The sequence below is a fragment of the Saccharibacillus sacchari DSM 19268 genome (genome assembly GCF_000585395.1).
Taxonomy (GTDB): Bacteria; Bacillota; Bacilli; order Paenibacillales; family Paenibacillaceae; genus Saccharibacillus; species Saccharibacillus sacchari.
The window spans coordinates 4,682,691-4,707,033 of sequence record NZ_KK073875.1 but is presented as its reverse complement, the minus strand read 5'-3'; the positions used below and the strand labels follow the sequence as shown (position 1 = coordinate 4,707,033).

Genomic DNA, 24,343 nt, shown 5'->3' with positions numbered 1-24,343 from the left:
TTATTCTACATTGAAGCAATCGCGAGTGACTTCTTGGACATTTATCCGCTTATACGGTTTGGCTTTTTTATTTTTCAGCGCCAATTCGATTCTGGCCGTGGTGCTGCCGCTCCGAAGCGAATCGATCGGAGCCAGCAATGCCACGATCGGTTGGATCATGGGCACGTATATGCTGACCTGCATGTTTTTTCGTCCGATGGCGGGCCAGTTTATCCAGCGTTACGGAGCGGCCCGCATTTTGCGGATCATTTTACTGATTAACGGATTCGCTTTGCTGCTCTATCCGTGGACAGGCTTAGCCGGTTTTTTTGCCGCCCGTTTGCTGCAAGGCATCTCGACGGCCTTTTTCTCCATGTCGCTGCAAATCGCTATTATTGACTCGTTGTCCGATGAAGAGCGGTCGCAAGGCATTTCGTTATATTCTTTATTTACCTATATGCCCGGCATTATCGGACCCGTCATTGCGCTGGCCTTATGGGATTGGGGCGGCATGGACGCGTTTGTTGCCGTATTGGTCGTCATTGCGGTAAGTACAGCGATATTCGGGTTTACCACTCCGGTGGAAGCTGGAGGTCAGACGACAAACGAATCGGACGACAGCCAGCCGGAACAAGGCGGAATTTGGCGCTCTTTTGCACAAGTGTTAACGGTTCGCCCTCTTGCGTTGTGCACGTGGCTGATGCTCGGGGCTTCGGTGGTATTCGGGGCGGTTACCGTATTTATTCCGTTGTACGCCTCGCAGGTCGCTTACGGCAACGCGGGCCTGTATATGACGGTTCAGGCTGCGGTCATTGTCGTTGCAAGGTTAGTTTTGCGTAAACGCATTCCTTCGGACGGAATATGGCGGCCCCGTTTTGTGCAGGGAATGATTACGCTCGCTCTTTTGTCGGCATTGCTGCTGGCTCTTGCTTCGACGGTCGGCCCGTTTGCTTTTTATACAGCCGCCTTGTTAATGGGATTTGCACAGGCTTTTTTATATCCGGCATTAACGACCTACCTAACCTTCAGCCTGCCCAAAGCATCTCGGAACGTACTGCTCGGTTTGTTTATCGCTTCGGCGGACTTGGGCATTTCGCTCGGAGGCTTAGTGATGGGGCCGTTAGCGGATCGGCTTTCGTATTCGGGGATGTACGGAGTGTGCGCGGTGCTGTTAATTGTTTTGTTCGGAGTGGAAAAAATGTATCGAAATCGAGTGACCTGACTCCCTTTGAAATTAAATTATGTAATTAAAAGTAAAAACGACTAAGCGAGGATAAGCAAGAAGCCGATATAAAAAGTATTACCTTGTCAACGCTCAAGTTAAGACTAAAAGTGGACAAGGTCGTAGCTCTTACTCTTTTATCGGAGGCCGCAGAAATGAAACACAAATCCCTGTTCTATGGAATCTCTGCGGGTTATCTCGTTCTTTTCTTTATTTTATCTCGCTTGAACCAAGGGAATGAGACCGCGCTTACGTGGATCGGCCATTTGAATATCGTGCCGATTCTAATATGTACGCTGATTTTGCTGCGCGTGACGCTGCGTTCGGCACCGCAAAATCGCCTATTCTGGATGTTCGCGACTTTGAGCAGTTTGTTTTATTTGTTGTCGCTGCTGCTTCTGTTCGTCGATACGGTTTCGGATCGGATCGTCTTGGCTTCTCCCAGCCTTGCTGATTTTTTTTGGGTTTCGCAGGGGGGACTCTTGTTCCTCGGTTTGCTTATCGTCGTGTATCAGCGGCTGAAAAGTCTTCGGCTGATACAGTATTTGCTGGATGCTTCCATTTTCATGTCCACGACGGCGGTATTTAGCTGGAGTCTGATTATTTCGCCGCTGCTCGTCATGTCCATGGATGAAAATTGGACTCAGGCATTATTCAATCTCAGCTACCCCATTATTGATCTGGGCAATCTGTTCCTGTTAAGCCTGCTGTTGTTCGCGAATCAAACCATCGGTAATGTCCGGACGGATTCCGGCCTGGTCGCGAGCGTTTTGCTGCTGGCTTTAGGCGATTCGATCTATCTGTACATGCAATTGAACGGCACGTATTTGCTGGGCAGTCCGATCGACCTGACCTGGACGGCTTCGATCTTGTGTATCGCTCTCGCCGGGTTGGATTCTTTGGAAGGCGGGCCGAAAGAGCGCAGCAAACGAACGTCCGCCGCTTGGATGAACCATCTGAGCTGGCTGCGGCGGCTGTTGCCTTATGTCAGCCTGATTGCTTTGTTCGCGATCATTCTGCAAGAGCTGTCGGAGTTTAACGTCATGGTCGTAGGCAGCGCGCTGGCCGTGCTGCTCATTATTGCGCGCCTGATCTTGACCTTTATCGAAAACGACTACTTGCTCGGGCGGCTGACGCATACGGTCGAAGTCAAAGAACATGAAGCCAATCACGACTCGTTGACCGGACTGCCGAATCGCCGCAAATTCGATGCCGAGCTGCGCGGAGCTGTACAGCGTGCGCAAGAGGGGCGGTATCAGCTTGCCCTGCTCTTTTTCGACCTGGATCGTTTCAAGCATGTTAATGACAGCCTGGGACATACGATCGGCGACCAACTGCTGCAAGTGGTTGCCGACCGGCTGCGCGAATACATTCCGGCTTCACGCCTGCTCGCGCGCCAGGGAGGCGATGAATTTACCGTTCTGGTCGACCCGCTTGAAGGGGAAGTGGAGGCTTACCGAACCATTGCGGCGATCGAAGAAGTGTTCAAAAAGCCGATCATGCTGGACGGCATCGTGCTTTACGGCTGCGCGAGCATCGGTGCTGCATTATATCCGCGAGACGGTTCCACGGCGGACGAATTGATGCGAAGCGCGGATATGGCCATGCACGAGGCGAAAAAGAACCGGCACCAGAAAAGCTTGTTCTTCGAACCGAGCATGGGGGAGCGCCTGGCGTATAAAGTCGAACTGGAACACGAGATGCGCGGCGCGATTGAGCGCGGAGAGATATCCTTGCATTATCAGCTGCAAAAAAATATCCAAACCTGTCATATTGTCGGCGTTGAGGCGCTGATTCGCTGGAACCACCCGACATTAGGCCCGATCTCTCCCGTCGAATTTATTCCGGTTGCGGAGGAGACCGGCATGATCATTCCGATCGGCGAGTGGGTGATGAAGACGGCTTGCCGGCAGCAGGTCGAATGGATGCGCCAAGGCTATGGTTCGCTTCGGATGAGCGTGAACGTCTCGCCGTATCAGTTCCAAGACGAATTGTTCGTCGAAAAGATTCTGCATACGCTGCGCGAAACCGGAGTCGATCCGGAGAACATGACCATCGAAGTGACGGAGTCGCTGGCAATTCGGGACGTGGAAAAGGTATCCGCCCAGCTTCGCTTGCTTCGCGACACAGGGATCCGGCTGGCCATCGACGATTTCGGAACCGGCTACGCTTCATTGAAATATCTGCGCACCTTCGAACCTCATCTGCTGAAAATCGACCGCTTTTTCGTCGACGGAATCGATATCGAGAAGGAACGCGGCAATATGGTTCAGGCGATCATCGCTATCGGGCGCAGCTTGAATATGGAAGTGCTTGCTGAAGGCGTGGAAACGATCGAGCAGTTGGAGTTCCTGCGTGCGGCAGGCTGCGATGAAGTACAAGGCTATTATCTGAGCCGACCGTTACCCGCGGAAGGGGTGGAGCAGCTGCTGCTCGGACCCTACCGCATCACGCGTACGGTATAAAGGTCGAATCATTGCACAGCTTCGAATAATGAAACGGAAAGGCCGTCGCGTATCGACGGTCTTTTTTTCGTTCGGACATGATGGAATAGACCGAATGGCTCAAGAAGAATTTTGGTTTTATGGTAAAGTTGTATATAAGCTAGTTAGCAAGATACAAAGAGGGTATAGATGCCAGAGGGGGAGCAAGATGAAAAAAATAATGTTAGGGTTGTTGGGCGTGGTGTTGTTGACGGGTGCAGGGGCATCCGTCTCCGTTTCCGCGGCAAACGCAAAAGTGTTGGCGAGCCGGGCGTGGAGCCAGGTAACGATGGAGGGAACCTATGCCGACCTGAAAGGTTATACGATTGCAAACAGCACCTATTATCGTCTGCGCGACGTGGCTGAGCTGTTCAGCGGAACATCCAGCCAATTTCAGGTTCGTTGGAACGAAGAGCAGCGCAAAGTCGAAATCTTGAACGGTCAGGCTTACGCGGGTGAGCCTGGTCAAGCCAAACCGTCCGTAAAGTACGAGAACTATGCCCAAAAAACGAATGCCGACATTTTGATCGACGGCCGACCAGTTTTGGTGGATGCGTATCAGATTGAAGGCAGTACCTACTTCCGTCTGCGTGATTTAGCCCGATTGACGGATTTCAATTTGCGTTACGACTCGATCGAAGACCGGATTGAACTCTCCGCCCGGCTTCCGGAAGGCGCATACTCGCTGCAAAGCGCGTATCCGGTGAGCACGCAATATCAGTCTTCAAGTGAATTCTCTCGTTGGAAAGAGCCGACCCATGCCTATTTGTTGGCCGATTCCGAGGGAACAACACGCAGCGTGTTCGGCAACGATAGCCGATCCGCATTGACCGTCGAGACATATTCGGCCGATCACAAGCTGCAAAAAAGCGAAGCGATTCCTTACGAACTTCCGATTTTCGGCGGTTTTTTCAGTGGAAGCAATTATCATTACGCAGTTTACGGACAGATCAACACAGAGGAAAATGACGCAAAAGAAGTGATTCGAATCGTGCGCTATGATAAAAGCTTCAAACGAATCGACAGCGTATCCGTCACCGGAGGGCAGAGTTATACGGTAAGCCCATTTCAGTCGGGCAGCTTGCGTATGGCCGAACAAGGAGATACGCTCGTGGTCCATACGGCCCGAAAACGATACACCACCGACGATGGACTGAACCATCAATCGCAACTGACGATCATCATCAATACATCAACGATGACTGTATCCAACGATTTGGGCCGATTCCAAAAGAACCATGTCAGCCACTCTTTTGATCAATACGTCACTTTCGACGGAAACGAGCATGTGCTGGTCGATCACGGCGATGCGTATCCAAGGTCGATCGTGCTTCATAAAGGGAACGGAACTTCGTACCAAGAGGTTGACCTTTTCGATATTCCGGGTTCAACGGGGGCGAACGTGACAGGGGTGTCGATCGGGGGATTCGAAGCAACGACGTCGGATTATCTGGTCGCTTGGAATTCGGTCGACCATAGCAAGGTTCGAGGATATACCTCTTTTGAGCTTGTCGGCATGGAACTGGATCAGCGGGATATCAAACTCAGCGCACTGCCGAAAACGACATTGAACGAATCGGCGGTTCGTGAAGTTACGCTCGCGACCTACAGCGGTACCGATCGAATCGGCTCGGTTCCGAAGCTGATCGAATTATCCGGAAACCGTTTGATGGTGTTGTGGCAGGAGTATGATCTGAACGGGAAAATCGGCGATCTGAAATATGTGCGTATCGACGAGCAAGGGACACCTGTCGAACCGGTTCGCAGCATGCCTTATTATCGTTTGGGAGAAGGGCAGCCCGTTTTGAACGGGGAGCAAGTCATTTGGTATGCAGATTCGGTATCCGGACGCGCCCTTTATACGCTTCCGGCATTCGAATAACTATTGGTTTTCCGTTCATAAAAAACCCCTGACCCCGTCATATTCGGAGTCAGGGGTTTTCGGGATATCGGGTTTTAGCCGCCGATCTTCGCCTTATACGCCAACGAATACTGATCCGCCGCCAAAATCGCGTCCAGCACGTCGCCGGCCGTCACCGGGAACGGCAGATTGTGCGCGGTCTCGCCTTCTTTCGTCGCGGCCTCGGCCACGCGGTACAAGTCTTCGTTCGAGACGTCTTTCAGATGCAGATCTTCCAGCGTCACCGGCAGATCCAGCTTCAGATAGAAGTCGATGTAGCGCTCGATCTCATGGATCGGACGGCGCTCCAACGCCAGCTGAACGAGCGTGCCGAAAGTCACTTTTTGCCCGTGCGTCATATGGTGAATATCGCCTTCCAGCACCGTGAAGCCGTTATGGATCGCATGCGCTCCGGCCAAGCCGCCGCTTTCGAAGCCCAGACCGCTGAGCAGCGTATTGGCCTCGATAACCGCATCCAGCGCCGGAGTAACCACTTTGCGCTTGACCGACTCGTAAGCGAGCAGCCCGTAATCGAACAGCGTCTCTTCGCATTTGCGCGCGATGGCCTCTGCCGCCAGCGTGGTCAGGCCGCCCGCCATGGTCGTTGCCCGCGCTTCGATCACCGCGCGGCATTCGACCCAAGTCGCCAGAGCGTCTGCGATGCCGGAAGTCAGGAAGAGCGGAGGCGCTCCGGCAATGACTTTCGTATCAACCAGAATCAGATCCGGATTTTTCTTATAAAAAGAATACGCGTCGAACGCGCCGTCGTCGGTATATAATACGGATAGGGCGCTGGTCGGCGCATCGGTCGAAGCGGTGGTCGGAATAATGACGCATGCCGCGCCGAGCACGTCATTGACGGCTTTTGCCGTATCCAGCGTTTTGCCGCCGCCTACGCCGACGACCAGGTCGATGTCTTTTCCCAATTCCGCGATTCGCTTGATCTCGCCGCGGGAGGCTTCGCCTTTGAATTCGGCTTTGGTAACAGAGATCCCTGCGGCTTCGAAACTTGCGGTAACGCGATCGCCTGCGATCGGCCAAACGATCGAATCCGCGATCACCAGTGCCGATTTGCCGAGCGCTTTGGCATATTCTCCGGCCTTGTCTACAACGTCTTTGCCCTGCACGTACTTGCCCGGGCTGATAAATACTTTTTCACTCATCGGTTTTGGGCTCCTTTCGATTTGGGCGTACAGCATGTGCATTACCCGAAAAAGCCCCTAACTGACTCGACTTGATGTAAAATGGAAAAAAGGATCGGGACATTCGGAAACTAAATCTTGACTCCGAACGTCTTAATAAAAGAAGATTTGCGCCGTATGGCGCAATGCCGATCGGAGGTATTACCTATCATGATGAAAAATAGATGGGTCAAATGGGCGGCGGGACTGCTTGCGGGCAGCTTGTTGATCGCGCCGCTGCCGCATCAAGAAGCCCAAGCGGCTGCACCCAAACCGTTATCGTTGTCCATTAATGGATCTTCCGTAGAAAACGGAGAGCTTGAAGTTCGCGCGGGACATACGTACATGCCGATCAGCAGGCTCTCGGAACTGCTCGGGTTTCTCGTCGAGTATGATCGCGACTCCAAAATATTGACGCTAGTGCGACCGGATGCCACCGTTCGGATGAAGCTGGGGAATGAAACAGCCGAGATTAACGGACAGCGGATGAAGAGTACGGCAGCATTTTCGGAAAATAATCAGGTGTTCGTCCCGCTGCGCACGCTATCTACAGCACTAAAAAGTAAAGCCGGTTGGGATTCCGCGAGAGGAAGCGCTACGCTTGAAGACCCTGAGCGTTATCGCATGGATACATCCGGCGGCCGCACGGCATGGGTGTCGTTTACTTCGGGCGAGGTCTACTCGTTGGAATCCGGCGTGCCGAAAAAGCTTGCGCAAGCGGACGTCTCGGAACTGGAATGGGGAACTGTCGATGTGCGCGGCTTGGGCGGGAACGCTTATGTACTGACGGTAGAACGGCAATACGGAGCTTCCATGCAGGCCGTGCAGAATCGCTTCCAATATCTCGTCAAAGACGGCATTGTAAAGAAGCAAGCACATTTTCGATACTCCGGCATGTACCTGCCTACGGAGCTGGGACCGCAGCGGCTTCCCGCGCAACGAGCCTACCTGACGGATGGACAGACGGTTGAAGTGGTGGGCGCGGGGGGCAGTCCGGCGGCCGAATATAATTTGGCAGAACTGACGAAGCAGACAGGGCCGTTTATCGTAGAGTCCGTGACGGCGGATTACTTGCTGGTTCGCGCTTTCGATACGCTTCAACCGACGATCGCGAACCTTCGAACGGGCGAAGCGGCGAGATTGGATCAGAAGCTGCTGGACGCTGCGGAAGCAAAAGAGTGGTCTGAAGTATCGAGCGACGTCGGCGATCCGCTGCTGCTGAGTTCGAGACTTCGCTTCGACCGGCAAGACGGCGAGCAGTTAATCTTCACCTACAAGCGGATTGCGCCGGGATCTGTATTCGGACAAGAAGCTACGGTAAGCTACAAGCTGTCGAAATAAATGCAGTGAACAATCGACCGTAATCGTACGAAAACGCCAGTCCTCCCAAAAGGGAAGAATGGCGTTTTTTGAGTTGGCTGACGCTGCTCATGTACAAGCGAGTCTTATTGTGCCGGGGAATACAGGGTCGCTTTGGCTTCCTGCTCCGGTCGATGCTCGCTGTAACTGAAAATGTGCATCTCGGCGGAATCGCCTTCGTAATTGTTGTAGATTTCCGTAAGCGAATTACCGGCGTCTCCCCAAATTCGGAAGGAACGTTCGTCGGACAGGATACGCTTGCTGCCGATGTACGTTTGGCCGATTCCGCCGAAATTCGGATCTTCGCTGGAAGTCTGAACGACCAGATTGCCTTCTTGCTTATAATACGTCCAGGTGACCGGATAGCCGCCGAAGTTCGTGGTTAGAGACTGTTTTTGCTCGCCGATATTTGCAAGTTGCACAGGGGCAGGAAGGTCGCCTTTATGGTTCAATAGTTCATGACGCGCACGCAATTCTATCGTAGAGTCGGCTGTGAGTTGCAAGTCGGCAGGGCGATCCAGCGACAGAATGACGTCTCCGGGATTTTTTTCTCTCGCCAACCAAAATCCCAAGTCGATTGCTTTTCCGTCCACCAACAACTGATATTCTTTGAATGGCGTCAAATGGCCGAGCTTTCCCAGATTCATATCGATCCGAATTTGAGCCGGAGTAATCGTCAATTGCTTGATTCGTACATCCGTTTCTCCGGAACCAAACTGGATATCCAGCTTTTGTTTGGTACTGGCATGAGCCATTTTGGACTTGTCCAGAACTAACGGGAAATCCCAGATTGCGTCAATCTGTTCACTCTGTTTACTGTAAAGCAGCTTGTACGTTACGCCTTTTTGAAGCAGATCCGTTGTAGAAAACGTATCCTGATTGAAAAAGCCGCCGCTGCCGTCGGGCGTTCCGTGCATGCTTCCTTTTACAGGTTGGATGAGTTTTCCCGTGCGGTCATAGGCGACAAGGCTGGCGGAAGGGGCTTGCTGCGAACCGGATTCCGGAATTAACGTGGTTCGGATCAGCGTTTGTCCGTCAGGTTGGGTGAAGGCGCCAAGTTCGACTTGAGCGATCCCTGATTCATGCACATCCGTGCGATAGGTTCCGGTATCCGAAGCATTGAAGGCAAGCGGAGTTTCGGCATCTGTCGTGAAAGTAATCCCGTCTGCGCTGAAACTTACGGCTTCGGAAGAAGCGCTGGGCGACCAATCCGTTTCGAAGTAGCCTGTAGCAAGGCGGGAGTCGTCTCCCGAATCAGCGGATTGCGCGACGTGGGCATAAGCTTCAAACGCCTTACCATTTGCATCTGTAATCGTGATCGTCGAGAAGCCCGAGAACTGATCGCTGCGCGCTTCGCCGTCCAGGCTGTACAAGATCAGGGTCCGACCTTCGTCGATAATTGCCGTATGCAGCGTCAGCGTCACGCCGTCGTGGGTGACCGAACGATCAATCTCTTGCCCCAAGCCTTGCGCCAAAGCCGTCTGAATGCCTTCGCGGCCTTGCAGCAGATCGCTCCAGTCGTACTGAATAGCGGCATAAGCAGGGACCGCGATCAGCGCGGCTCCGAGCGTAGTAGCTAACGCGACCTTGCGAACGCGAGCCCGAGACGTTGTACGGCCGCCTGCCGCAGAACGATTGCCTCGCTCCAATTCCGCTTCCATCCGCATCCACATCGCATCGTAATCCGGCTCGCGAATCGCAACCTGAGGTCCGACCTGTTGATGCAGCGTCGTCTCCAGCGTTTCTAACGATGGGGATTTATCCTTTGTGAGGTTTGTATTCATAACGTCCTCCTTTGATTGATTCCGTCTTTTTTTCTGCGCGTTCAAGTTGGCTTCGAAGCAGCTTCAATCCCTTGTACTGCCTGGACTTGACGGTTCCTTGCGGAATGTTGAGCAGCTCGGCAATTTCGCTTGTACTCAGATCATGCACGAACCGCAGCGAAATCACGGTCCGTATTTTGATCGGCAAGCGCGAGATGCATTCGGCCCATTCTATGGCTCCTTCGCGTGCCTGGAACTGTTCTTCCGGCGTACGCTCGGGACTTCCGACGAATCGATGCGAATGCTTCGTTAGCTTGGAACGCAGATTGCTGCGGCGTCTCAACACATTCAGGCATTGATTGACGGAAATCTTCAGCAGCCAAGCCTTCACGTTCGTCATGCTGGCCCAATCGCTCCAAAAAGCTGTCATGAATACTTCCTGGCAGATGTCTTCGGCGTCGGCGGATTGTCCGAGCATGTAATAGCACATTCGATAGACGTCGGAACGGTAAGTCTCGAATAGCTCTTGGTTGGTCACGGTCAGCCTAGTCTCCTTTCCGGTAGATTCGCCTATACAACAAACGAACGATTCGAACGGTTCATTTTTTAATTGTACTTTTTATCGTTCAGCTGGACAAAGGCAAGCGATATAAGTATAGTGTGTCTTATGATTTTACTTTCGATAAGTATTATTGAAAGTGGCCATCGACGAAAGGGTGAGAACATGCCGTCCGTTGCGCATAGTTCGGTTAAAGTGAAGAAGATGAATGAAGAGCGGGTACGCCATGCCCTTCGTCGCGAGGGATACGGAACGAAATCTTCGATCGCGGAAGCCACCGGACTCAGTATCGCGACATGCGGCACGCTGCTAAGCGAGATGCTGGATCGCGGAGAGGCGTTGGAGGACGAGCCGGAAGCATCCAGCGGAGGACGACGCGCCAGACGCTTTGCATACAACGCCGATTATTCGTATATCGCTTGTATCTGTGCCGTATTTGAAAATAGCCGTCCCATGCTTGTGTATGCTATTGCCGACTCGTCCGGAACAGTCATCGAGCGACGTTCCCGTGAAGTATCGGCGCTCGATGAAGCTGCGATCGATACGTTGGTCGGCGTGCTGCTCGGCAAGCATGCACAGATCAAGGCGGTCGGAATCGGGATTCCCGGGCTTGTACATGAGGGCATCATCAACATTTGCGACGCGGAAAAGTTGATCGGCGTGCCGCTGGAGCAGCGAATCAGCGAGAAGTACGGAGTACGGGTCATTGTGGAAAATGATATGAATCTGACCGTGTACGGTTTATATCAGGAGCAGAACTGGGAAGAGCCGGGAACGCTGGCCGTAATGATCTTCGTGCCGGATTGTTTTCCGGGTGCGGGCTTGATGATCGACGGACATATCCATCGGGGAACCAGTCGTTTTGCCGGAGAGGTCTCCTTTTTGCCGTTCGGAATTTCGCGTGAAGAGCAGCTGCGAAGACTCAATTCGAAGAAGACTTTTATTCCACTTGCCGCGCATGCGGTAGCCAGTCTAACGGCTATCGTGAATCCCGGTTTGATTGCGCTGACGGGCGAACAGGTGGAGGAGAACGATCTGGCGATGATCCGCGAACGCTGCCTGGATGTCATTCCGCCCGAGCATATGCCGCAGTTGCTCTGGCTGGAATCGCCGGGAGAACCGTATTTAAACGGACTGATTGCGATGACGATGGAGAGCTTGTCTTATTCGCTGGAACTCGTGGAGAAACGTTATTAAAGAAAGGATGATCGAATCGTGGAACGCGAACGTACCGAAAAAGAAAAAATGTTAGCCGGAGAATTGTATAAAGCTTGGGACGAGGAGCTGCGCGCGGAGAGCCTGCATGCCAAAAAGCTGATTCGACAGTTCAACGCGACTACAGAGGAAGAACCGGAACAACGGACGGCTTTGTTGAAGGAACTTTTCGGGTCGACGGGGGAAAACGTATATATCGAACCGAGCTTGCGCGTCGACTACGGCTACAACATCCATGTCGGAGAAAACTTTTTTGCCAATTTCGACTGCACGATTCTGGATGTATGCGAGGTGCGGATCGGGGACAACTGCATGTTGGCGCCGGGCGTTAGCATCTATACGGCGACGCATCCGATTGACCCGTACGAGCGAATAGCCGGGCCGGAGCTTGGCAAGCCGATCACGATCGGGCATAACGTCTGGATCGGCGGCCGGGCGATTATCAATCCGGGCGTGACTATCGGAGATAATGCAGTGATTGCATCCGGAGCGGTTGTGACGAAAAATGTACCTGACAACACCATTGTCGGCGGCAATCCCGCTCGCGTGATCCGGACCATCGAAGTGGGTGAGAAGCCTGTAGCCGGTATGTAAAAGTCCGGACTTTTACATCAAAAAAACACGGCGTGCGAATTATCGCACGCCGTGTTCGTAACTTTTTATAAATTCCATGCCGGCCGGTCTTAGCCTGGAGTACTCGGCGAACGGAATAGCCGCACCGCCGTTCGTCTGGAGAAATGAAATGTTGGACGCGTAACCTGCCTGATCGACTTCGAGCAATACCTGCGTGAACTTCTTTTGATCGACGCCGAGACTGAGTGCCGTGGGGTCTTTTTCCCATTGAATTTCTTTTAAAATCTGGTACAGAAGATTAGGAGTTGCCAATTCCATCGCCACCTTCCCTGATTCGTGTTTCCAGCATAACCCTTGTAAGCGGTAACAACAGTGATGTACGTCACTGTTGTCGAGGCACGGAACGAGTTATTGCCGACCGTTCGGGATATGCGAAGAAACCGCTCCAAGGCGATGCCCAAGTTGAGAGTTATCGGTCCAGCGGCCAGCAGTGCAGCGCGGTCAATGCCGATTCGCCGCCTTCCGCGAAGAACCGTATCCCCGTCGAGTCGACGCCGGGATAAATTCGCGCGGATATTGCCACTTCGCCGTCCCCCGCAAAGATTTCGACGGAAGAGCGATCGATGAATATTCGCATCCGGAGCCGATTTTCCCGCAAAGCAAGGGGGGCTTTGCGGATTCCGCCGGAACCCGCCCCGGAGCGTTCCCGATCCAGGATCAGCTTCTGCTGCTCCCGATCATACGTCAAAAGCGTTTCTTCGCCCGATGTTTCCCCTACGCGCAAGGAAAGGCCGAAGGACGCGGCGGACCCGGCATCGAATTCGACTTCCAGCTCCAAGCAATCGCCGTTCACGCCCGCGAATTCTTGCCCGCCGCGAATATCGCTGCTTACCGAAGGCATCACGTATTCTTCACGTTCGGCATAGATTTTTTCCCGAGAAGTATCGGCGATCCGGATCTGCCCGTAGGTCACGCCTTCGCCGCGCAGCTTTGCGAGATCCGGTGCCGGTCTGCTGAGAATCCGCCCGTTTTCGAGCGTCAGCACGCGGGGAATCGTCATGGCACCCGCCCAGCCCCGGATCTGCTCCGGCATTTTGTCCTCCCACATGGCCATCCAAGCGATCAGAATACGGCGCCCTTGATCGTCTTCGGTCGTTTGCGGGGCATAGAAGTCAAAACCGTAATCGAGCAATTGCAAATCGCCGTGCTCGAAACGACCCGTATCATAGTCCAGCTTGCCGAGCATGTAGCCGGATTGATGCAGATTATGGTAAAGTTCGCCGGCAGGCTTCATGCCTTGAGGCGAGCAGACCAGTATATCTTGACCGTTCAAAGCGAACAAATCCGGGCATTCCCACATGTAGCCCAGCGTCTCGGTCGGTTCTTGACCGCCGGCCATGATGCTCACGAAACTCCAGTCCGTCAGATTGCTTGACCGATAGAGCAGAACCTGGCCGCTGCGGCGATCCGTCGTCTGCGAACCCAGCACGCAATAATAGGTCTCGCCGTGCTTCCATACCTTGGGATCGCGGAAATGGAAAGGATGCACGTCGCCTTCCGGCGCAGCGGAAATAACCGGGTTGCCCGCAAACTTTTCAAAACGGATCCCGTCTTCGCTGTAAGCCAACGCCTGAACCTGCTTCAAATCGTGATCCCGATCTTCGCCCGTCCAGACGTTGCCCGTGTACATCAGCCAAATCTTGCCGTCTTTTTCGATCGCGCTGCCGGAAAAACAGCCGTCGCGCTCATAGTCTTCCGTCGGCGCGAGAGCGATCGGCAGATGTTCCCAACGCGCCAGATCGCGGCTTTTAACGTGTCCCCAATACATCGGTCCCCACTCCGGCGAGTATGGATGATGCTGATAGAACAGATGGTATTCGCCGCGGTAAAAGCTGAAGCCGTTCGGATCGTTGATCCAATAAGCGGGAGCCGCCGCGTGATAACGCAGCCTCCAACGGTCCTGCGCGACGCGTTCCCGTGCCTCGGCGATGGAAGCTTCGGCGCGTTCCAACGCTTCGAGATGTTTTTTTTGCGGCGATGTCACCTGGGTTCATCCTCCTTTGGGTTGGGTGCATAAGTCTAGTCCCTTGTCAACGCTAAAGGTAGGAATACGTTTTCCTGAATCGCACCTAAAGCGTATGCGTTTCAGGAAAACGTAAACCTGTGATTAAGAGTTGAAAGGGAACGTAGGTATTTAAAAGTCGTTCCAGTTGCGCGCGCCGCGGCTCGATTCGCTTTGTTTCTGAGATTGCATGTCTTCCAGCATCTCAATTGCTTTGAGCGTTCCGATCAGGGAGTCGAACAGATTGATCGAATACTCTTCCTTGTCGAGCACGAGCGATTTGAACTTGTCTTTTTCCGCGATGAACGAAGCCGTTTCTTTGAGCCCTTTGTGCCGGGCTTCCAAATAAACGGCGGCGCTGGACAGCCAGAGCGTAATATTCCGAAAATCCTCGGCCTTCTCGACTTTATGACGAAGCTCTTCTCCCTGACGGGTCAGTTGATTAAGCTGCATGAACATCCTCCTCTAATTGAAGTCTCTTTCAGTTTACCAGAAGGGAAGGCAGCAACCCAAATCTACCGTATGCGTTTTCGAAAATAGGAGATGCGGTCAAGAAAAAGGAAACGGACCGGCGGCGTCGAATTGAAAAGGGGAGTCGAAACCAAAGGGGGAGGCGTGAAGATGGAAACGGAAGAAACGACAGTAATCGCGATTCATTTCACCGACGGAGAAGTGCTGGAGATCGGAATCGGCGAAGAAGAGTTCGAACGACTGCCGGAAGATATCACCTCGAATGCGTGGATCGAGATCGACGGCAATACCATCAACACGGCGACGATCAAGTATTTCTGGTTTTATGATATTCGGGAAGAGGATAGCGGGGAAGAAGCGTAGAATAGAAATTTGGCAATTAGATAAAGCTCGTGCGCACGAACCGTTCCTTTGTAAAAGGAGCGGTTTTTTACGTTTATGGTTGCATGAGTTATCTAGGGCGTGTCTTCAAACCTGCCAACGTGCATCTTTTACCGAGGTTTGAAGACACGCCTTAATAAATATATAAGTTAAATGCAACTTTTTCCAATGAACATCGTTCATATGATTAAACAAAATAATTAAAGGAGGTAGTACTTTTGAGAACAAAAAAGATCTTCTCATTTTTAATGGTAGCAGGCACGGCAATTGGTTTAAGCGTACAAGCGAGCGCCGCAACTAATCATGTTGATTCGGAACCGCCGGTTGGTCTCGTGGAGCCTCCATATGTTGTAGATAATCCATATTCGCATTCTACAATAGGCAATTTGAATTGGAATGGAAAAGCTCTAAGCACTACCCCTAAACCAGTTATTGTAAACGGAAGCCTAATGGTACCTGCTAAAGATCTTTTTGAACAGTTAGGAATGGAATTTACTTTTGATAAAAATCGCTTGGCTCTTACTGCCTCGAAGTCTGGGCTTGAGTTAAAATATTCTTTAAAAAGTTTTACTAGTGAAGTAAATGGGAAGAAGACTTTACCTATGCGTCACGTTCCGTTCATTGAGACGAAAAGCAATCGTGTCTTTGTAAGTTTGAGAAATGCAGTAGAGGCAGCAGGTGCAACTGTAAAGTGGGATAATGCTAATAAAGTTGCAAAGGTTACTGAGTAATTTATATTCACACAACAAAAAACCACTTGGATATCCAAGTGGTTTTTAAGTATAGGACGGATGGGGATCGAACCCATGACCCCTACCCTGTCAAGATAGTGCTCTCCCGCTGAGCTACCGTCCTTCATATGGCTTGCACAAGAGTTGAACTCTTGTCGACAAGAAAGATCATACCATAGGTCCCAGACGTATAGCAAGCACTTTCCCCTAAAATCTTCAATTTTTCTTCGCAAACCGTTTCCGATACGCCCCCGGCGTTACTCCGCTCCATGCTTTAAACACCTGCGTAAAATGACTCTGATCATTAAACCGCAGCAGCACGCAAATCTCCGACAACGTATACTCGTTCAATTCCAACAGTCTTTTCGCTTCCTCCACTTTCTCCCGCCGAATATAAGCAGACAGCGACAACCCCGTTTCCTTTTTGCACAGTCGAGACAGATAAGAGGGGTTAAGCCCGGTCGCGGCGCCTAGACGGGAGAGAGGCAGTTCCTCATACAAATGATTGAAAATGTACTGCCGGCAAGCCTCGAACGTACCGCTGCCCGAAGATTCCCGTGCTTTCCGTACCCGCTGCGCGAATTCGCGTACCGCGACGGTCGACAACCGATCCACGTCTTCCGGCGAATGCTGCTCTTCCACGCGCTGGATCAACAGATCGCTGAGCGTAAATGCAATCTCGGCATTCAATCCGCCTTCGATCGCCGCCCGCGTATAGAGCGTAATGCCGCAGATCGTCAGATTTTTCTTATGGCGAAGCAAGCTGCTGCGGGACAAGATGCCGAAATCTTCGCGCTGCCCCCAGTCCGTCAAAAAAGCTTCCAATTCCTCGCCGCGGCCTTCGCGTATGTATTGCAGCATTTTGCGTTCGGTAGGGAGGTCGTGATGCAGATGTTGATTTTGCCGACTTCTCGCCAGATTGCGCAGCAGCTCCCGATCGTCCGCGAAGGCGGAAAAGGACGTCGAGACGTCATGGATTACCTTCTGATCTTTCATCAACGTATCGCCCGTTTCGCTTCGGCTTTTCTCCATATCCAACAATCCCTCGCCCTCCCGAATCTTCTTGCTATCATTTTAAAGGTTAGCTGCGAAAACTACAAAAAAGGTCTTTTTCTTAATAGAATTTTGCAATGAAAACGCTCTACAATAATCGTGAACGATTAAAATGCCGCCAAACGGTCCAAATAACAACTTAGTTAGTCTTGCAAGTATCTTCGCCATTCCTGCCCCATACCGAGAGGAGATCGAATATGAGTCAGCATAATCAAGCCAAAGAAACGCCGAATATCAAAGAACTGATCGCTCAAATGACGTTGGAGGAAAAAGCGGGCCTTTGCTCGGGTCAGGATTTCTGGCATACCAAAGGCATCGAGCGTCTGGGCATTCCGTCCGTGATGGTGACCGACGGTCCGCACGGATTGCGCAAGCAGGCGGAAGGCGCGGATCACCTGGGGCTGAACGACAGCGTGCCCGCGACCTGTTTTCCTTCGGCGGCCGGGATCGCATCGTCGTGGGACCGCGACCTGATCCGGCAAATGGGCACGGCGCTCGGCGAAGAATGTCAGGCGGAGAACGTGGCGGTGCTGCTCGGACCGGGTGCGAACATCAAGCGCTCGCCGCTGTGCGGACGCAACTTCGAATACTTTTCCGAAGATCCGTACCTATCCTCGGAGATCGCGGCCAGCCATATCCAGGGCGTGCAAAGCCAGGGCGTCGGCACGTCGCTGAAGCATTTTGCCGTCAATAATCAGGAGCATCGCCGCATGTCCGTGGACGCGATCGTCGACGAGCGCACGCTGCGCGAAATCTATCTGGCGAGCTTCGAGGGCGCGGTTAAAAAAGGCCAACCGTGGACAGTGATGTGCTCGTACAACCGCGTCAACGGCACGTATGCTTCAGAACATCCGTACCTGCTGAATGATATTTTAAAGGAAGAGTGGGGATTGGAAGGCTTCGTCGTATCCGACTGGGGCGCCGTAAACGAACGGGCGGAAGGGCTTGCGGCGGGACTGGAGCTGGAAATGCCGTCGAGCGGCGGAATCGGGGACGGCAAGATCGCGGAAGCGGTCAAAAACGGCACGTTATCCGAGGAGAAATTGAACGCGGCTGTTGAGCGAATTCTGCGCGTCGTGTTCCGTTCCGTGGCCGAGAAAGTCGAAAATGCGACGTATGATAAAGACGAGCATCATGCTCTTGCCCGCCGCGTGGCCCGCGAAAGCATGGTGCTGCTCAAAAACGACGATCGCGTCCTGCCGCTGAAGCGCTCGGGCAAAATCGCGGTCATCGGCGAACTGGCGAAACGTCCCCGTTACCAAGGCGGCGGCAGCTCGCATATCAAGCCGACCAAGCTGGAAGTCGCGTATGACGAGTTTGTGCAGGAAGCGGGCGATGCCGAGGTCAGTTATGCGAGCGGCTACAGCCTCAAAGGCGACACCGTCGACGAAGCGAAAATTGCGGAAGCGGTGAAACTGGCAGCGAATTCCGACGTGGTCGTGCTCTATGCGGGACTGCCGGATGCTTACGAGTCGGAAGGGTATGACCGCACGCATCTGCGTTTGCCGGACAACCAACTCAAGCTGATCGAAGAACTGTCGAAAGCGCAGCCGAATCTGGTCGTCGTCCTCAGCAACGGCTCGCCTGTTGAGATGCCGTGGCTCGGCGGGGTCAAAGGGCTGCTGGAAGCCTATCTCGGCGGTCAAGCACTGGGCGGCGCGATCGCGGATATTCTGTTCGGCAACGTGAGTCCTTCCGGCAAGCTGGCCGAGACGTTCCCGGTGCGTATCGAAGACACGCCGGCGTATCTCAGTTTCCCCGGCGTCGGCGACCGGGTAGAATACCGGGAAGGCATTTACGTCGGCTACCGTTATTATGACAAGAAGGCGATACAGCCATTGTTCCCGTTCGGTTTTGGCTTGTCCTATACGACGTTTGCTTACTCCGAGCTGAAGCTGAGCGCTTCGCAGACTTCGGCGGATGCAGGTCTTGAAGTCAGCGTGCAGGTGAAAAATACGGGCAGCGTCGCGGCTAAGGAGATCGTGCAGCTGTATGTCCGCGACGTGGAAAGCACCGTGGACCGTCCTCAGCAAGAATTGAAGGGGTTTGAAAAAGTAGAGCTTGAGCCGGGCGAAAGCAAGACGGTGTCGTTGACGCTCGACCGCAGAGCCTTCGCCTACTACGACGTTCAAACCGGCGGTTGGCGCGTGGAGAGCGGCATGTTCGAGGTGGGCGTCGGATCGTCTTCGCGCGATATCGCGCTGACGGCCGAAGTGCAGATCGAAGGCGACCAGCCTGTCCTGGAACCGGTGCATCGCAACTCGCTGATCGGCGACTTGATGCAGCCGGGACGCCTGTCCCCGGAGAAGAAAGCGCTGCTGGACGAATTCCTGCAAGGCGGACTGTTCACGCCGCCTGCGGAGGACGAAAAGGCAGCGCAGAGCGAAGATGAAGATGACGATGGACACGATCAGGCCGGCATGATGGAGGCGGTCGGACGTTACCTGCCGCTTCGGGCCGCGGTCGGTTTCGCTGCCAAACCGGACGGCGAGCAAAAGCTCAACGAACTGTTGGAGAAGCTTAATGGCTGATCGTCCGTTTTTCCAAGACGGCGTCAAGCCTGATTTTTCCGCGAAAGAGCTGGAGAAACTGCAAGCCGCTTTAGCGGCGGAAGGTCTGGAGCACCCGAACGAAGCGGCTCTGCTCGAACTGGCGGATTCCAAAAAGAAACCGCATCGGAAGCTGGCTTATCTGGCTTTGGCGGAACGGGGTTCGGAAGTTGCGGTACGCCGTCTGCTTGAAGAATTGGGCTTTGCCGACGAAGACGCCGTTTGCGAAGCGTTCAAGCGGTTTCGGCCGGAGCGTGCGGGTGAGCCGTTGGTCACGTTCGCGGAGCAAAAGTGGAAGCAGTACGAAAGCCTGTCGCTGACGATCGCCCTGGCGTTTGAAGGCGTGCTTACGGCCTGCGCTTGCATCGATCCGGATATGCTGGAACCTCAAGCGTTGAAGCGCCTGCTGGACATCGTGCGGCAAGCGACAGCCGTCGAGTCGGAGCCGATCGATCCGAATAATCCGTATGCGCGTATCGAAGCGGATTTGGAGCTGGAACGCGTTCATGCCTTGGCTGCCGGGATTCTTCGAGAATCGACGGAGCGTCGAACAAGACCTTAATCGTGTAATAGGAAGTGAGGGCTTTCGTTTGAAGCCGAAGCGCAAAGCGAAGGGCCCCGCGATCCACACACGAAGGAGGAGAAGTCTTTTGGAACGCATGGGACAGTTCAACCGCCGCCGGGGCCTTCGGCGCGAAGTGCTGGGCAGGCTGTACGACAGTTGGTTCGAGCTTGCGGGCGAGCCGAGTATCTTGTCCGGAGACGAGATCAACGGAGAGACGGAGCGCAAGCTCGCTTACCGCTATCTTGCCGAACGGGGCCTGCTGAGGATGAGTCCCGTAGGCGACGGCAATTTCGAAGTGTCGATCACGGTGCAAGGGATCGACCGCATCGAAATGACCGGCGAGAACGAATGACGCAACAAAGCGACAAGCAGCAACTGAAAAAACCGGCCTGTTCACCAGGCCGGTTTTTGTTTGCCTTTTATCCAAAATCTGTCCATTTACCTTAACGGCTCGTTTCGGAATCGAAAGAGTAGACGATCATGCTGCGGTCCAGATCGAACGCCCAGTCGAGATAGACGCCGGTAGGCTGACGTCCCACGATTTTGGCCAAATTCATTTTCTGCGCGAAATAGCGCTTTTCGACTTTTCGTTTGGCGATCCGCAGAGCGGATTCGTGACCGGCTTCCAGCAGCGCCGTTTCCAATTCGATCAGCAGGCCGCCGCGGATGACCACCAGAAAATCGCCGTCTACCCAAAACGAATGGATTTTCTCGGGGACCTTTTGTACCTTTTGCGTAATATCGACGACCTTCTGATGCACTTCTTCTTTGCCCGGATAAGGATCGTCCAACGCATAATGCTCGTCTTCCCGCAAAATGACGGAAATGGTGCAGCTCAGGTCCGAGTCGTTCCAATCGTAATAAAAATGGGCGACGTCCAAATTCAATTCGCTGCTCAAGTCTTGGTCGAGCTGCGACAGCATGTAGCCGACGATAAGCTCCCGGGTAGAGTTCAAAGCGCCGTACGATTTTTCGGCAATCATCGTTTCCATGATGCTGCCCAGAAAACCTTCGATGCGGATAATCAAACATTTTTCGTTGGCGGAGACCCTGACGGCTTCGGGTCGTTTGCCGAAGTTCGTCTCGAATAACGAAAAAACGGTTTGTCGGATAGAGTGGGTGATTTTTTCAATCGTCATGGTCAAGTAGGTCTCCTTTGAATAAAGTAGCGTTTGGATTCGATCTCAGTCGTAAAATAGCTTCGGCCGGGCTTTATCGAATACGTACACCAATATGCTGCGATCGTGCGGGAAAATCCAGTCGATGTAGATGCCTTTTACGCTTCGATTCGCGATGCCGCCGAACGGCGGTTCTTCGCAAAACTTCTTTTTTTCCACCCGCCGTTTGGAGATGCGCAACACTTCGCAATGTTCGTCTTCGATCAAAGCTTTTTCGACCTCGGTCAGCGTGCCGTCCCGAATGATCACGAGCATTGTGCGTTCCATCCAAAACGAATAGATTTTTTCCGGAAACCGCTGAAGATCGTATGTCAGCGTGGCGATATTGCGATGAACTTTGTTTTGCTCCGGGTAAGGCTCGTTTTCGCGCAAACAGGCCGGCTCGCTGAACATCATGAAAATCAGGCAGGATAGATCGTCGTCATTCCAATCGTAGGCATGCGTTTCGACCGGAAGGCCGCAATCGTTGAAGATATAACGGCAAAGTTCCGGCATCAAATAGCCGACCATCAGTTCCCGGGTCGATTGAAGGGCGCCTTGCGAAGCTTCGTGAATCATCGATTCCACGATCGGCTGCAAAAAGCGTTCCGCGCAGATGATGACGCAGCTGTCGTTTACCGTTACCGATACGCGCGCCGGCGAAATGCCGAAATGCTCGGCGAACAAAGAAAGCGTCTTATAACGAATCGTGTCCGAAACGGTGTAATTGGACATAAGGGGTCCGGCTCCTTTTCTCGGATTGTGCAGGAGCATTAGTAGAAGTAGAAGGAAGGCAAGGAAACGTCTAATTTAAAAATAAACCTAAATAAGTTCTCGGAACCTTTTTATCGACAGATTATGAAAAAAAGAAAGTTCATGATAGAAGGAAAAAGCCCGAAAAAGCCGACTCTTCGTAAAGAAGAATCGGCTTTCGGTTGAAATTTCGTACTGAGCGTTATTCCAAGTTGGCATGCTTGCCGTACATTTTGTTGCCGTCGAGTCCCCGCCGCTGCATTAAGCGCAGTACGGAGGCGTCGAAAAACAGCAGCAGCGTTTGCTCGAATAACGAACCCATCGGCTGGATGGTTGCGTAGTCGTCATTTTCGCGGGACTTGGAAGCTCCCGGAAGCTGAACGACCAGCGTCGCCAGCTTGGCGAGCGTGGAGTCGGGCTTCAACGTGACCACCGCAACATCGGCGCCCAATTCACGCGCTTTTTCAGCCATGGGCACCAATGTCCGGGTCTCGCCCGAACCCGATGCGATAACGAGCAGATCGCCCGGACCGATGCCCGGCGTCGTCGTTTCCCCTACCACATGGGCCGCGGAGCCGCCGTGCATCAACCGCATCGCCAAAGCTTTGCCCATCAAGCCGGAGCGTCCCGCGCCGGCCGTAAAAACGTTTGCCGCGCTATCCAGTGCTTCAACGAATGCTTCGGCCTGCGCTTGATCGATGCCGCGCACGGCCTCGGTCAGTTCGGCAGCCACTTGCGCGGCAAAATCCGTCGTGACCGCGAGTGCCGAAGGTTGGCTGCTCATATGCTTAGACCTGAGCCGCAGCAGAACCTTCTTGGATCAGGCGGCGCATTTCAGCGGCTGTAGCTGCTTTGTCGTCTTGGCCCGCGATACCGCCGCCTACGATTACGAGGTCCGGTTGAGCCGCGATAACGCCCGGCAGCGTGTCCAGCTTGATGCCGCCGGCAACAGCCGTTTTCGCGTTTTTCACGACGGCTTTGATCGTTTGCAGGTCTTCGAACGGGCTTTGGCCTTCCGCTTGCAGATCGTAGCCGGTGTGCACGCAGATGTAGTCCACGCCCAGAGCGTCGACTTGAGCGGCGCGCTCGGCCAGGTTCGGCACGTTGATCATGTCGATCAGGATTTGCGTGCCGTGCTTTTTCGCTTCTTCCACGGCGCCGCGGATCGTCGAGTCGTTCGACGCGCCCAGAACCGTCACGATGCTTGCGCCGGCTTCCGTTGCTTTCATGACTTCGTAACCGCCTGCGTCCATGACTTTCAGGTCGGCCAGAACGTCGAGCTGCGGGAACGCTTCTTTCAATGCTTTTACCGCGTGCAGGCCTTCGTTGATGACGATCGGCGTGCCGATTTCCACGATATCGATATAAGCTTCTACCTCTTTAACGACTTCGATCGCTCCAGGGATGTCGACCAGATCCAATGCCAATTGCAATTTCATATACAAACACTCCTTATCGGTTAAGTTGGGTTTAAGGCACGTTCGAATTTATTTTCAGCGATCCGGGCGAACCGGACAGCGTGCCGTCTGGATTTATTGTAAGCCTCAACCGGCAGAAGCGGAAGAAGGCACTTTGAAGTGGGGAAGTTACGTGGGGGATACTATTGCGCGGGACAAGGGATTGAGCGAAGCCGGTATCCGATCTGCCCTTACTTTCTTTGCAGGAAGGTACGGTTCTAATGTATACTATTGGAACTCACCAACCTATATACGGAGGGATTTAACGATGGCAAGCGAAGTCAAAGAACGGATCGACCTGCAAGCAATCAACTGCGAAAAAGAACTCACCCTGGCTGTCATCGGAGGCAAGTGGAAACTGATCATCCTCTGGCATCTCGGACTCGAAGGAACGAAGCGCTTCAGCGAATTGAAAAAGCTGATTCCCAATATTACGCAAAAGATGCTGACCAACCAATTGCGCGAACTGGAGGAAGACTTGCTCGTCCATCGGGAAGTGTACCGTGAAGTCCCGCCCAAAGTCGAATACTCGCTGACCGCCTACGGCGAAAGCCTGACCCCCGTGCTGCGCATGATGTACGATTGGGGCAAAAAGTACGGCGAAGAAGTGATCTGGAAAAAGTGAGGTAGGCGGGGAAGCGAGAAGACTGCGAGAAAAATTCGTTCAATTCGCTGTCTCACTTGGAAAACTGGATTGGAATTTTAGTTGTAGGTTTTCCAAGTTCAAAGGCGTCTTGAACTGAATTTTTCTCTCCGTCTTCTCGCTTCCAGCTACGGTGGAGCGGGAAAGATAAAGCGTCGATATTTACCATTTTTTAAATAACAGCCTTTTTCGATACTTCGCTCCTTATTTATAGGGACTGAAGACACGGGGAGGGCTTTTTGCTTATTTTCTGAAAAATTCGTTTCAATCAGCGGTGAACGGGACAA

General features: G+C 53.1%; 23 protein-coding genes and 1 tRNA gene. 12 read left to right on the top strand and 12 right to left on the bottom strand.

The genetic code is table 11. The features are described from left to right. The first annotated feature begins 10 nt into the window (after window positions 1-10). From cntE to SACSAC_RS27325, 3 genes are all read left to right on the top strand, one after another. Window positions 11-1,201, top strand: coding sequence for a staphylopine family metallophore export MFS transporter CntE (gene cntE / locus SACSAC_RS20380; protein WP_211251348.1), 1,191 nt, complete (start codon window positions 11-13; stop codon window positions 1,199-1,201). Window positions 1,202-1,356: 155 nt separating this feature from the next. Further along, window positions 1,357-3,666 carry a putative bifunctional diguanylate cyclase/phosphodiesterase gene (locus SACSAC_RS27330; protein ID WP_051507288.1) on the top strand — a complete coding sequence of 770 codons (2,310 nt, stop codon included), beginning with the start codon at window positions 1,357-1,359 and terminating at the stop codon, window positions 3,664-3,666. 187 nt (window positions 3,667-3,853) lie between these two features. After that, on the top strand, window positions 3,854-5,566 hold the full coding sequence (locus tag SACSAC_RS27325) for a hypothetical protein (protein WP_051507287.1): 1,713 nt from the start codon (window positions 3,854-3,856) through the stop codon (window positions 5,564-5,566). A gap of 74 nt (window positions 5,567-5,640) precedes the next feature. On the opposite strand, the gene SACSAC_RS20365 is transcribed toward SACSAC_RS27325, so the two are convergent. Further along, entirely contained in the window at window positions 5,641-6,747 is a 1,107-nt protein-coding gene (locus tag SACSAC_RS20365; RefSeq protein ID WP_037289732.1) for a glycerol dehydrogenase, read from the bottom strand. 189 nt (window positions 6,748-6,936) lie between these two features. On the opposite strand from SACSAC_RS20365, the gene SACSAC_RS20360 reads away from it, so the two are divergent. Beyond that, entirely contained in the window at window positions 6,937-8,106 is a 1,170-nt protein-coding gene (locus SACSAC_RS20360) for a copper amine oxidase N-terminal domain-containing protein (RefSeq protein ID WP_037289730.1), read from the top strand. A gap of 104 nt (window positions 8,107-8,210) precedes the next feature. Here the strand turns inward: SACSAC_RS20360 and SACSAC_RS20355 are convergent, their stop codons facing one another. Then, the gene (locus SACSAC_RS20355) at window positions 8,211-9,908 is read right to left on the bottom strand and encodes a DUF4179 domain-containing protein (protein ID WP_037289728.1); all 1,698 of its coding nucleotides are present in this window, start codon (window positions 9,906-9,908) and stop codon (window positions 8,211-8,213) included. Beyond that, window positions 9,883-10,425, bottom strand: a complete 543-nt coding sequence (locus SACSAC_RS20350) for an RNA polymerase sigma factor (protein ID WP_037289726.1) — start codon at window positions 10,423-10,425, stop codon at window positions 9,883-9,885. Before SACSAC_RS20350 ends, SACSAC_RS20355 begins: the two co-directional genes overlap by 26 nt. A 186-nt stretch (window positions 10,426-10,611) precedes the next feature. On the opposite strand from SACSAC_RS20350, the gene SACSAC_RS20345 reads away from it, so the two are divergent. Both SACSAC_RS20345 and SACSAC_RS20340 read left to right on the top strand, forming a co-directional pair. Further along, window positions 10,612-11,643: an ROK family protein gene (locus tag SACSAC_RS20345; protein WP_037289724.1), complete on the top strand. Its 1,032-nt coding sequence runs from the start codon at window positions 10,612-10,614 to the stop codon at window positions 11,641-11,643. Window positions 11,644-11,691: 48 nt separating this feature from the next. Then, the gene (locus SACSAC_RS20340; protein ID WP_037293380.1) at window positions 11,692-12,255 is read left to right on the top strand and encodes a sugar O-acetyltransferase; all 564 of its coding nucleotides are present in this window, start codon (window positions 11,692-11,694) and stop codon (window positions 12,253-12,255) included. A 39-nt stretch (window positions 12,256-12,294) separates the two neighbouring features. Here SACSAC_RS20340 and SACSAC_RS20335 read toward each other — a convergent pair whose 3' ends face one another. The 3 genes from SACSAC_RS20335 to SACSAC_RS20325 all read right to left on the bottom strand — a co-directional run bounded on the left by SACSAC_RS20335 (window position 12,295) and on the right by SACSAC_RS20325 (window position 14,749). Next, window positions 12,295-12,552: a hypothetical protein gene (locus SACSAC_RS20335; RefSeq protein ID WP_037289721.1), complete on the bottom strand. Its 258-nt coding sequence runs from the start codon at window positions 12,550-12,552 to the stop codon at window positions 12,295-12,297. 151 nt (window positions 12,553-12,703) lie between these two features. Next, on the bottom strand, window positions 12,704-14,278 hold the full coding sequence (locus tag SACSAC_RS20330; protein ID WP_037289719.1) for a glycoside hydrolase family 32 protein: 1,575 nt from the start codon (window positions 14,276-14,278) through the stop codon (window positions 12,704-12,706). Between the two features lie 150 nt (window positions 14,279-14,428). Beyond that, on the bottom strand, window positions 14,429-14,749 hold the full coding sequence (locus SACSAC_RS20325) for a hypothetical protein (RefSeq protein WP_037289717.1): 321 nt from the start codon (window positions 14,747-14,749) through the stop codon (window positions 14,429-14,431). Between the two features lie 168 nt (window positions 14,750-14,917). Between SACSAC_RS20325 and SACSAC_RS20320 the strand changes: the two genes are divergently transcribed. Both SACSAC_RS20320 and SACSAC_RS20315 read left to right on the top strand, forming a co-directional pair. Continuing rightward, window positions 14,918-15,130, top strand: a complete 213-nt coding sequence (locus tag SACSAC_RS20320) for a hypothetical protein (RefSeq protein ID WP_156951052.1) — start codon at window positions 14,918-14,920, stop codon at window positions 15,128-15,130. 236 nt (window positions 15,131-15,366) lie between these two features. After that, window positions 15,367-15,879 (top strand): copper amine oxidase N-terminal domain-containing protein, encoded by a 513-nt coding sequence (locus tag SACSAC_RS20315; RefSeq protein ID WP_037289713.1) that lies wholly within the window; start codon window positions 15,367-15,369, stop codon window positions 15,877-15,879. A 52-nt stretch (window positions 15,880-15,931) separates the two neighbouring features. On the opposite strand, the gene SACSAC_RS20310 is transcribed toward SACSAC_RS20315, so the two are convergent. Next, a tRNA-Val gene (locus SACSAC_RS20310) sits at window positions 15,932-16,003 on the bottom strand. A gap of 92 nt (window positions 16,004-16,095) precedes the next feature. Continuing rightward, a complete protein-coding gene (locus SACSAC_RS20305; protein WP_051507286.1) occupies window positions 16,096-16,911 on the bottom strand; it encodes a helix-turn-helix domain-containing protein in 816 nt (271 codons plus the stop codon). A gap of 218 nt (window positions 16,912-17,129) precedes the next feature. Here SACSAC_RS20305 and SACSAC_RS20300 point away from each other — a divergent pair, with 218 nt between their 5' ends. The 3 genes from SACSAC_RS20300 to SACSAC_RS20290 all read left to right on the top strand — a co-directional run bounded on the left by SACSAC_RS20300 (window position 17,130) and on the right by SACSAC_RS20290 (window position 20,398). Further along, complete coding sequence (locus tag SACSAC_RS20300) at window positions 17,130-19,463, top strand: beta-glucosidase family protein (protein WP_037289711.1); 2,334 nt, start codon at window positions 17,130-17,132, stop codon at window positions 19,461-19,463. Continuing rightward, complete coding sequence (locus SACSAC_RS20295) at window positions 19,456-20,043, top strand: hypothetical protein (protein ID WP_037289709.1); 588 nt, start codon at window positions 19,456-19,458, stop codon at window positions 20,041-20,043. Before SACSAC_RS20300 ends, SACSAC_RS20295 begins: the two co-directional genes overlap by 8 nt. An 88-nt stretch (window positions 20,044-20,131) precedes the next feature. Further along, window positions 20,132-20,398, top strand: a complete 267-nt coding sequence (locus SACSAC_RS20290; protein WP_037289708.1) for a hypothetical protein — start codon at window positions 20,132-20,134, stop codon at window positions 20,396-20,398. A gap of 91 nt (window positions 20,399-20,489) precedes the next feature. Here SACSAC_RS20290 and SACSAC_RS20285 read toward each other — a convergent pair whose 3' ends face one another. The 4 genes from SACSAC_RS20285 to hxlA all read right to left on the bottom strand — a co-directional run bounded on the left by SACSAC_RS20285 (window position 20,490) and on the right by hxlA (window position 23,395). Beyond that, entirely contained in the window at window positions 20,490-21,185 is a 696-nt protein-coding gene (locus SACSAC_RS20285) for a Na-translocating system protein MpsC family protein (protein ID WP_037289707.1), read from the bottom strand. 45 nt (window positions 21,186-21,230) lie between these two features. After that, window positions 21,231-21,938 (bottom strand): Na-translocating system protein MpsC family protein, encoded by a 708-nt coding sequence (locus SACSAC_RS20280; protein ID WP_037289705.1) that lies wholly within the window; start codon window positions 21,936-21,938, stop codon window positions 21,231-21,233. A gap of 220 nt (window positions 21,939-22,158) precedes the next feature. Further along, window positions 22,159-22,740, bottom strand: coding sequence for a 6-phospho-3-hexuloisomerase (hxlB, locus tag SACSAC_RS20275; protein WP_037289703.1), 582 nt, complete (start codon window positions 22,738-22,740; stop codon window positions 22,159-22,161). Window positions 22,741-22,744: 4 nt separating this feature from the next. Beyond that, window positions 22,745-23,395: a 3-hexulose-6-phosphate synthase gene (hxlA, locus tag SACSAC_RS20270; RefSeq protein ID WP_037289701.1), complete on the bottom strand. Its 651-nt coding sequence runs from the start codon at window positions 23,393-23,395 to the stop codon at window positions 22,745-22,747. A 286-nt stretch (window positions 23,396-23,681) separates the two neighbouring features. Between hxlA and SACSAC_RS20265 the strand changes: the two genes are divergently transcribed. Next, a complete protein-coding gene (locus tag SACSAC_RS20265; RefSeq protein WP_037289699.1) occupies window positions 23,682-24,038 on the top strand; it encodes a winged helix-turn-helix transcriptional regulator in 357 nt (118 codons plus the stop codon). Window positions 24,039-24,343 lie beyond the last annotated feature (305 nt).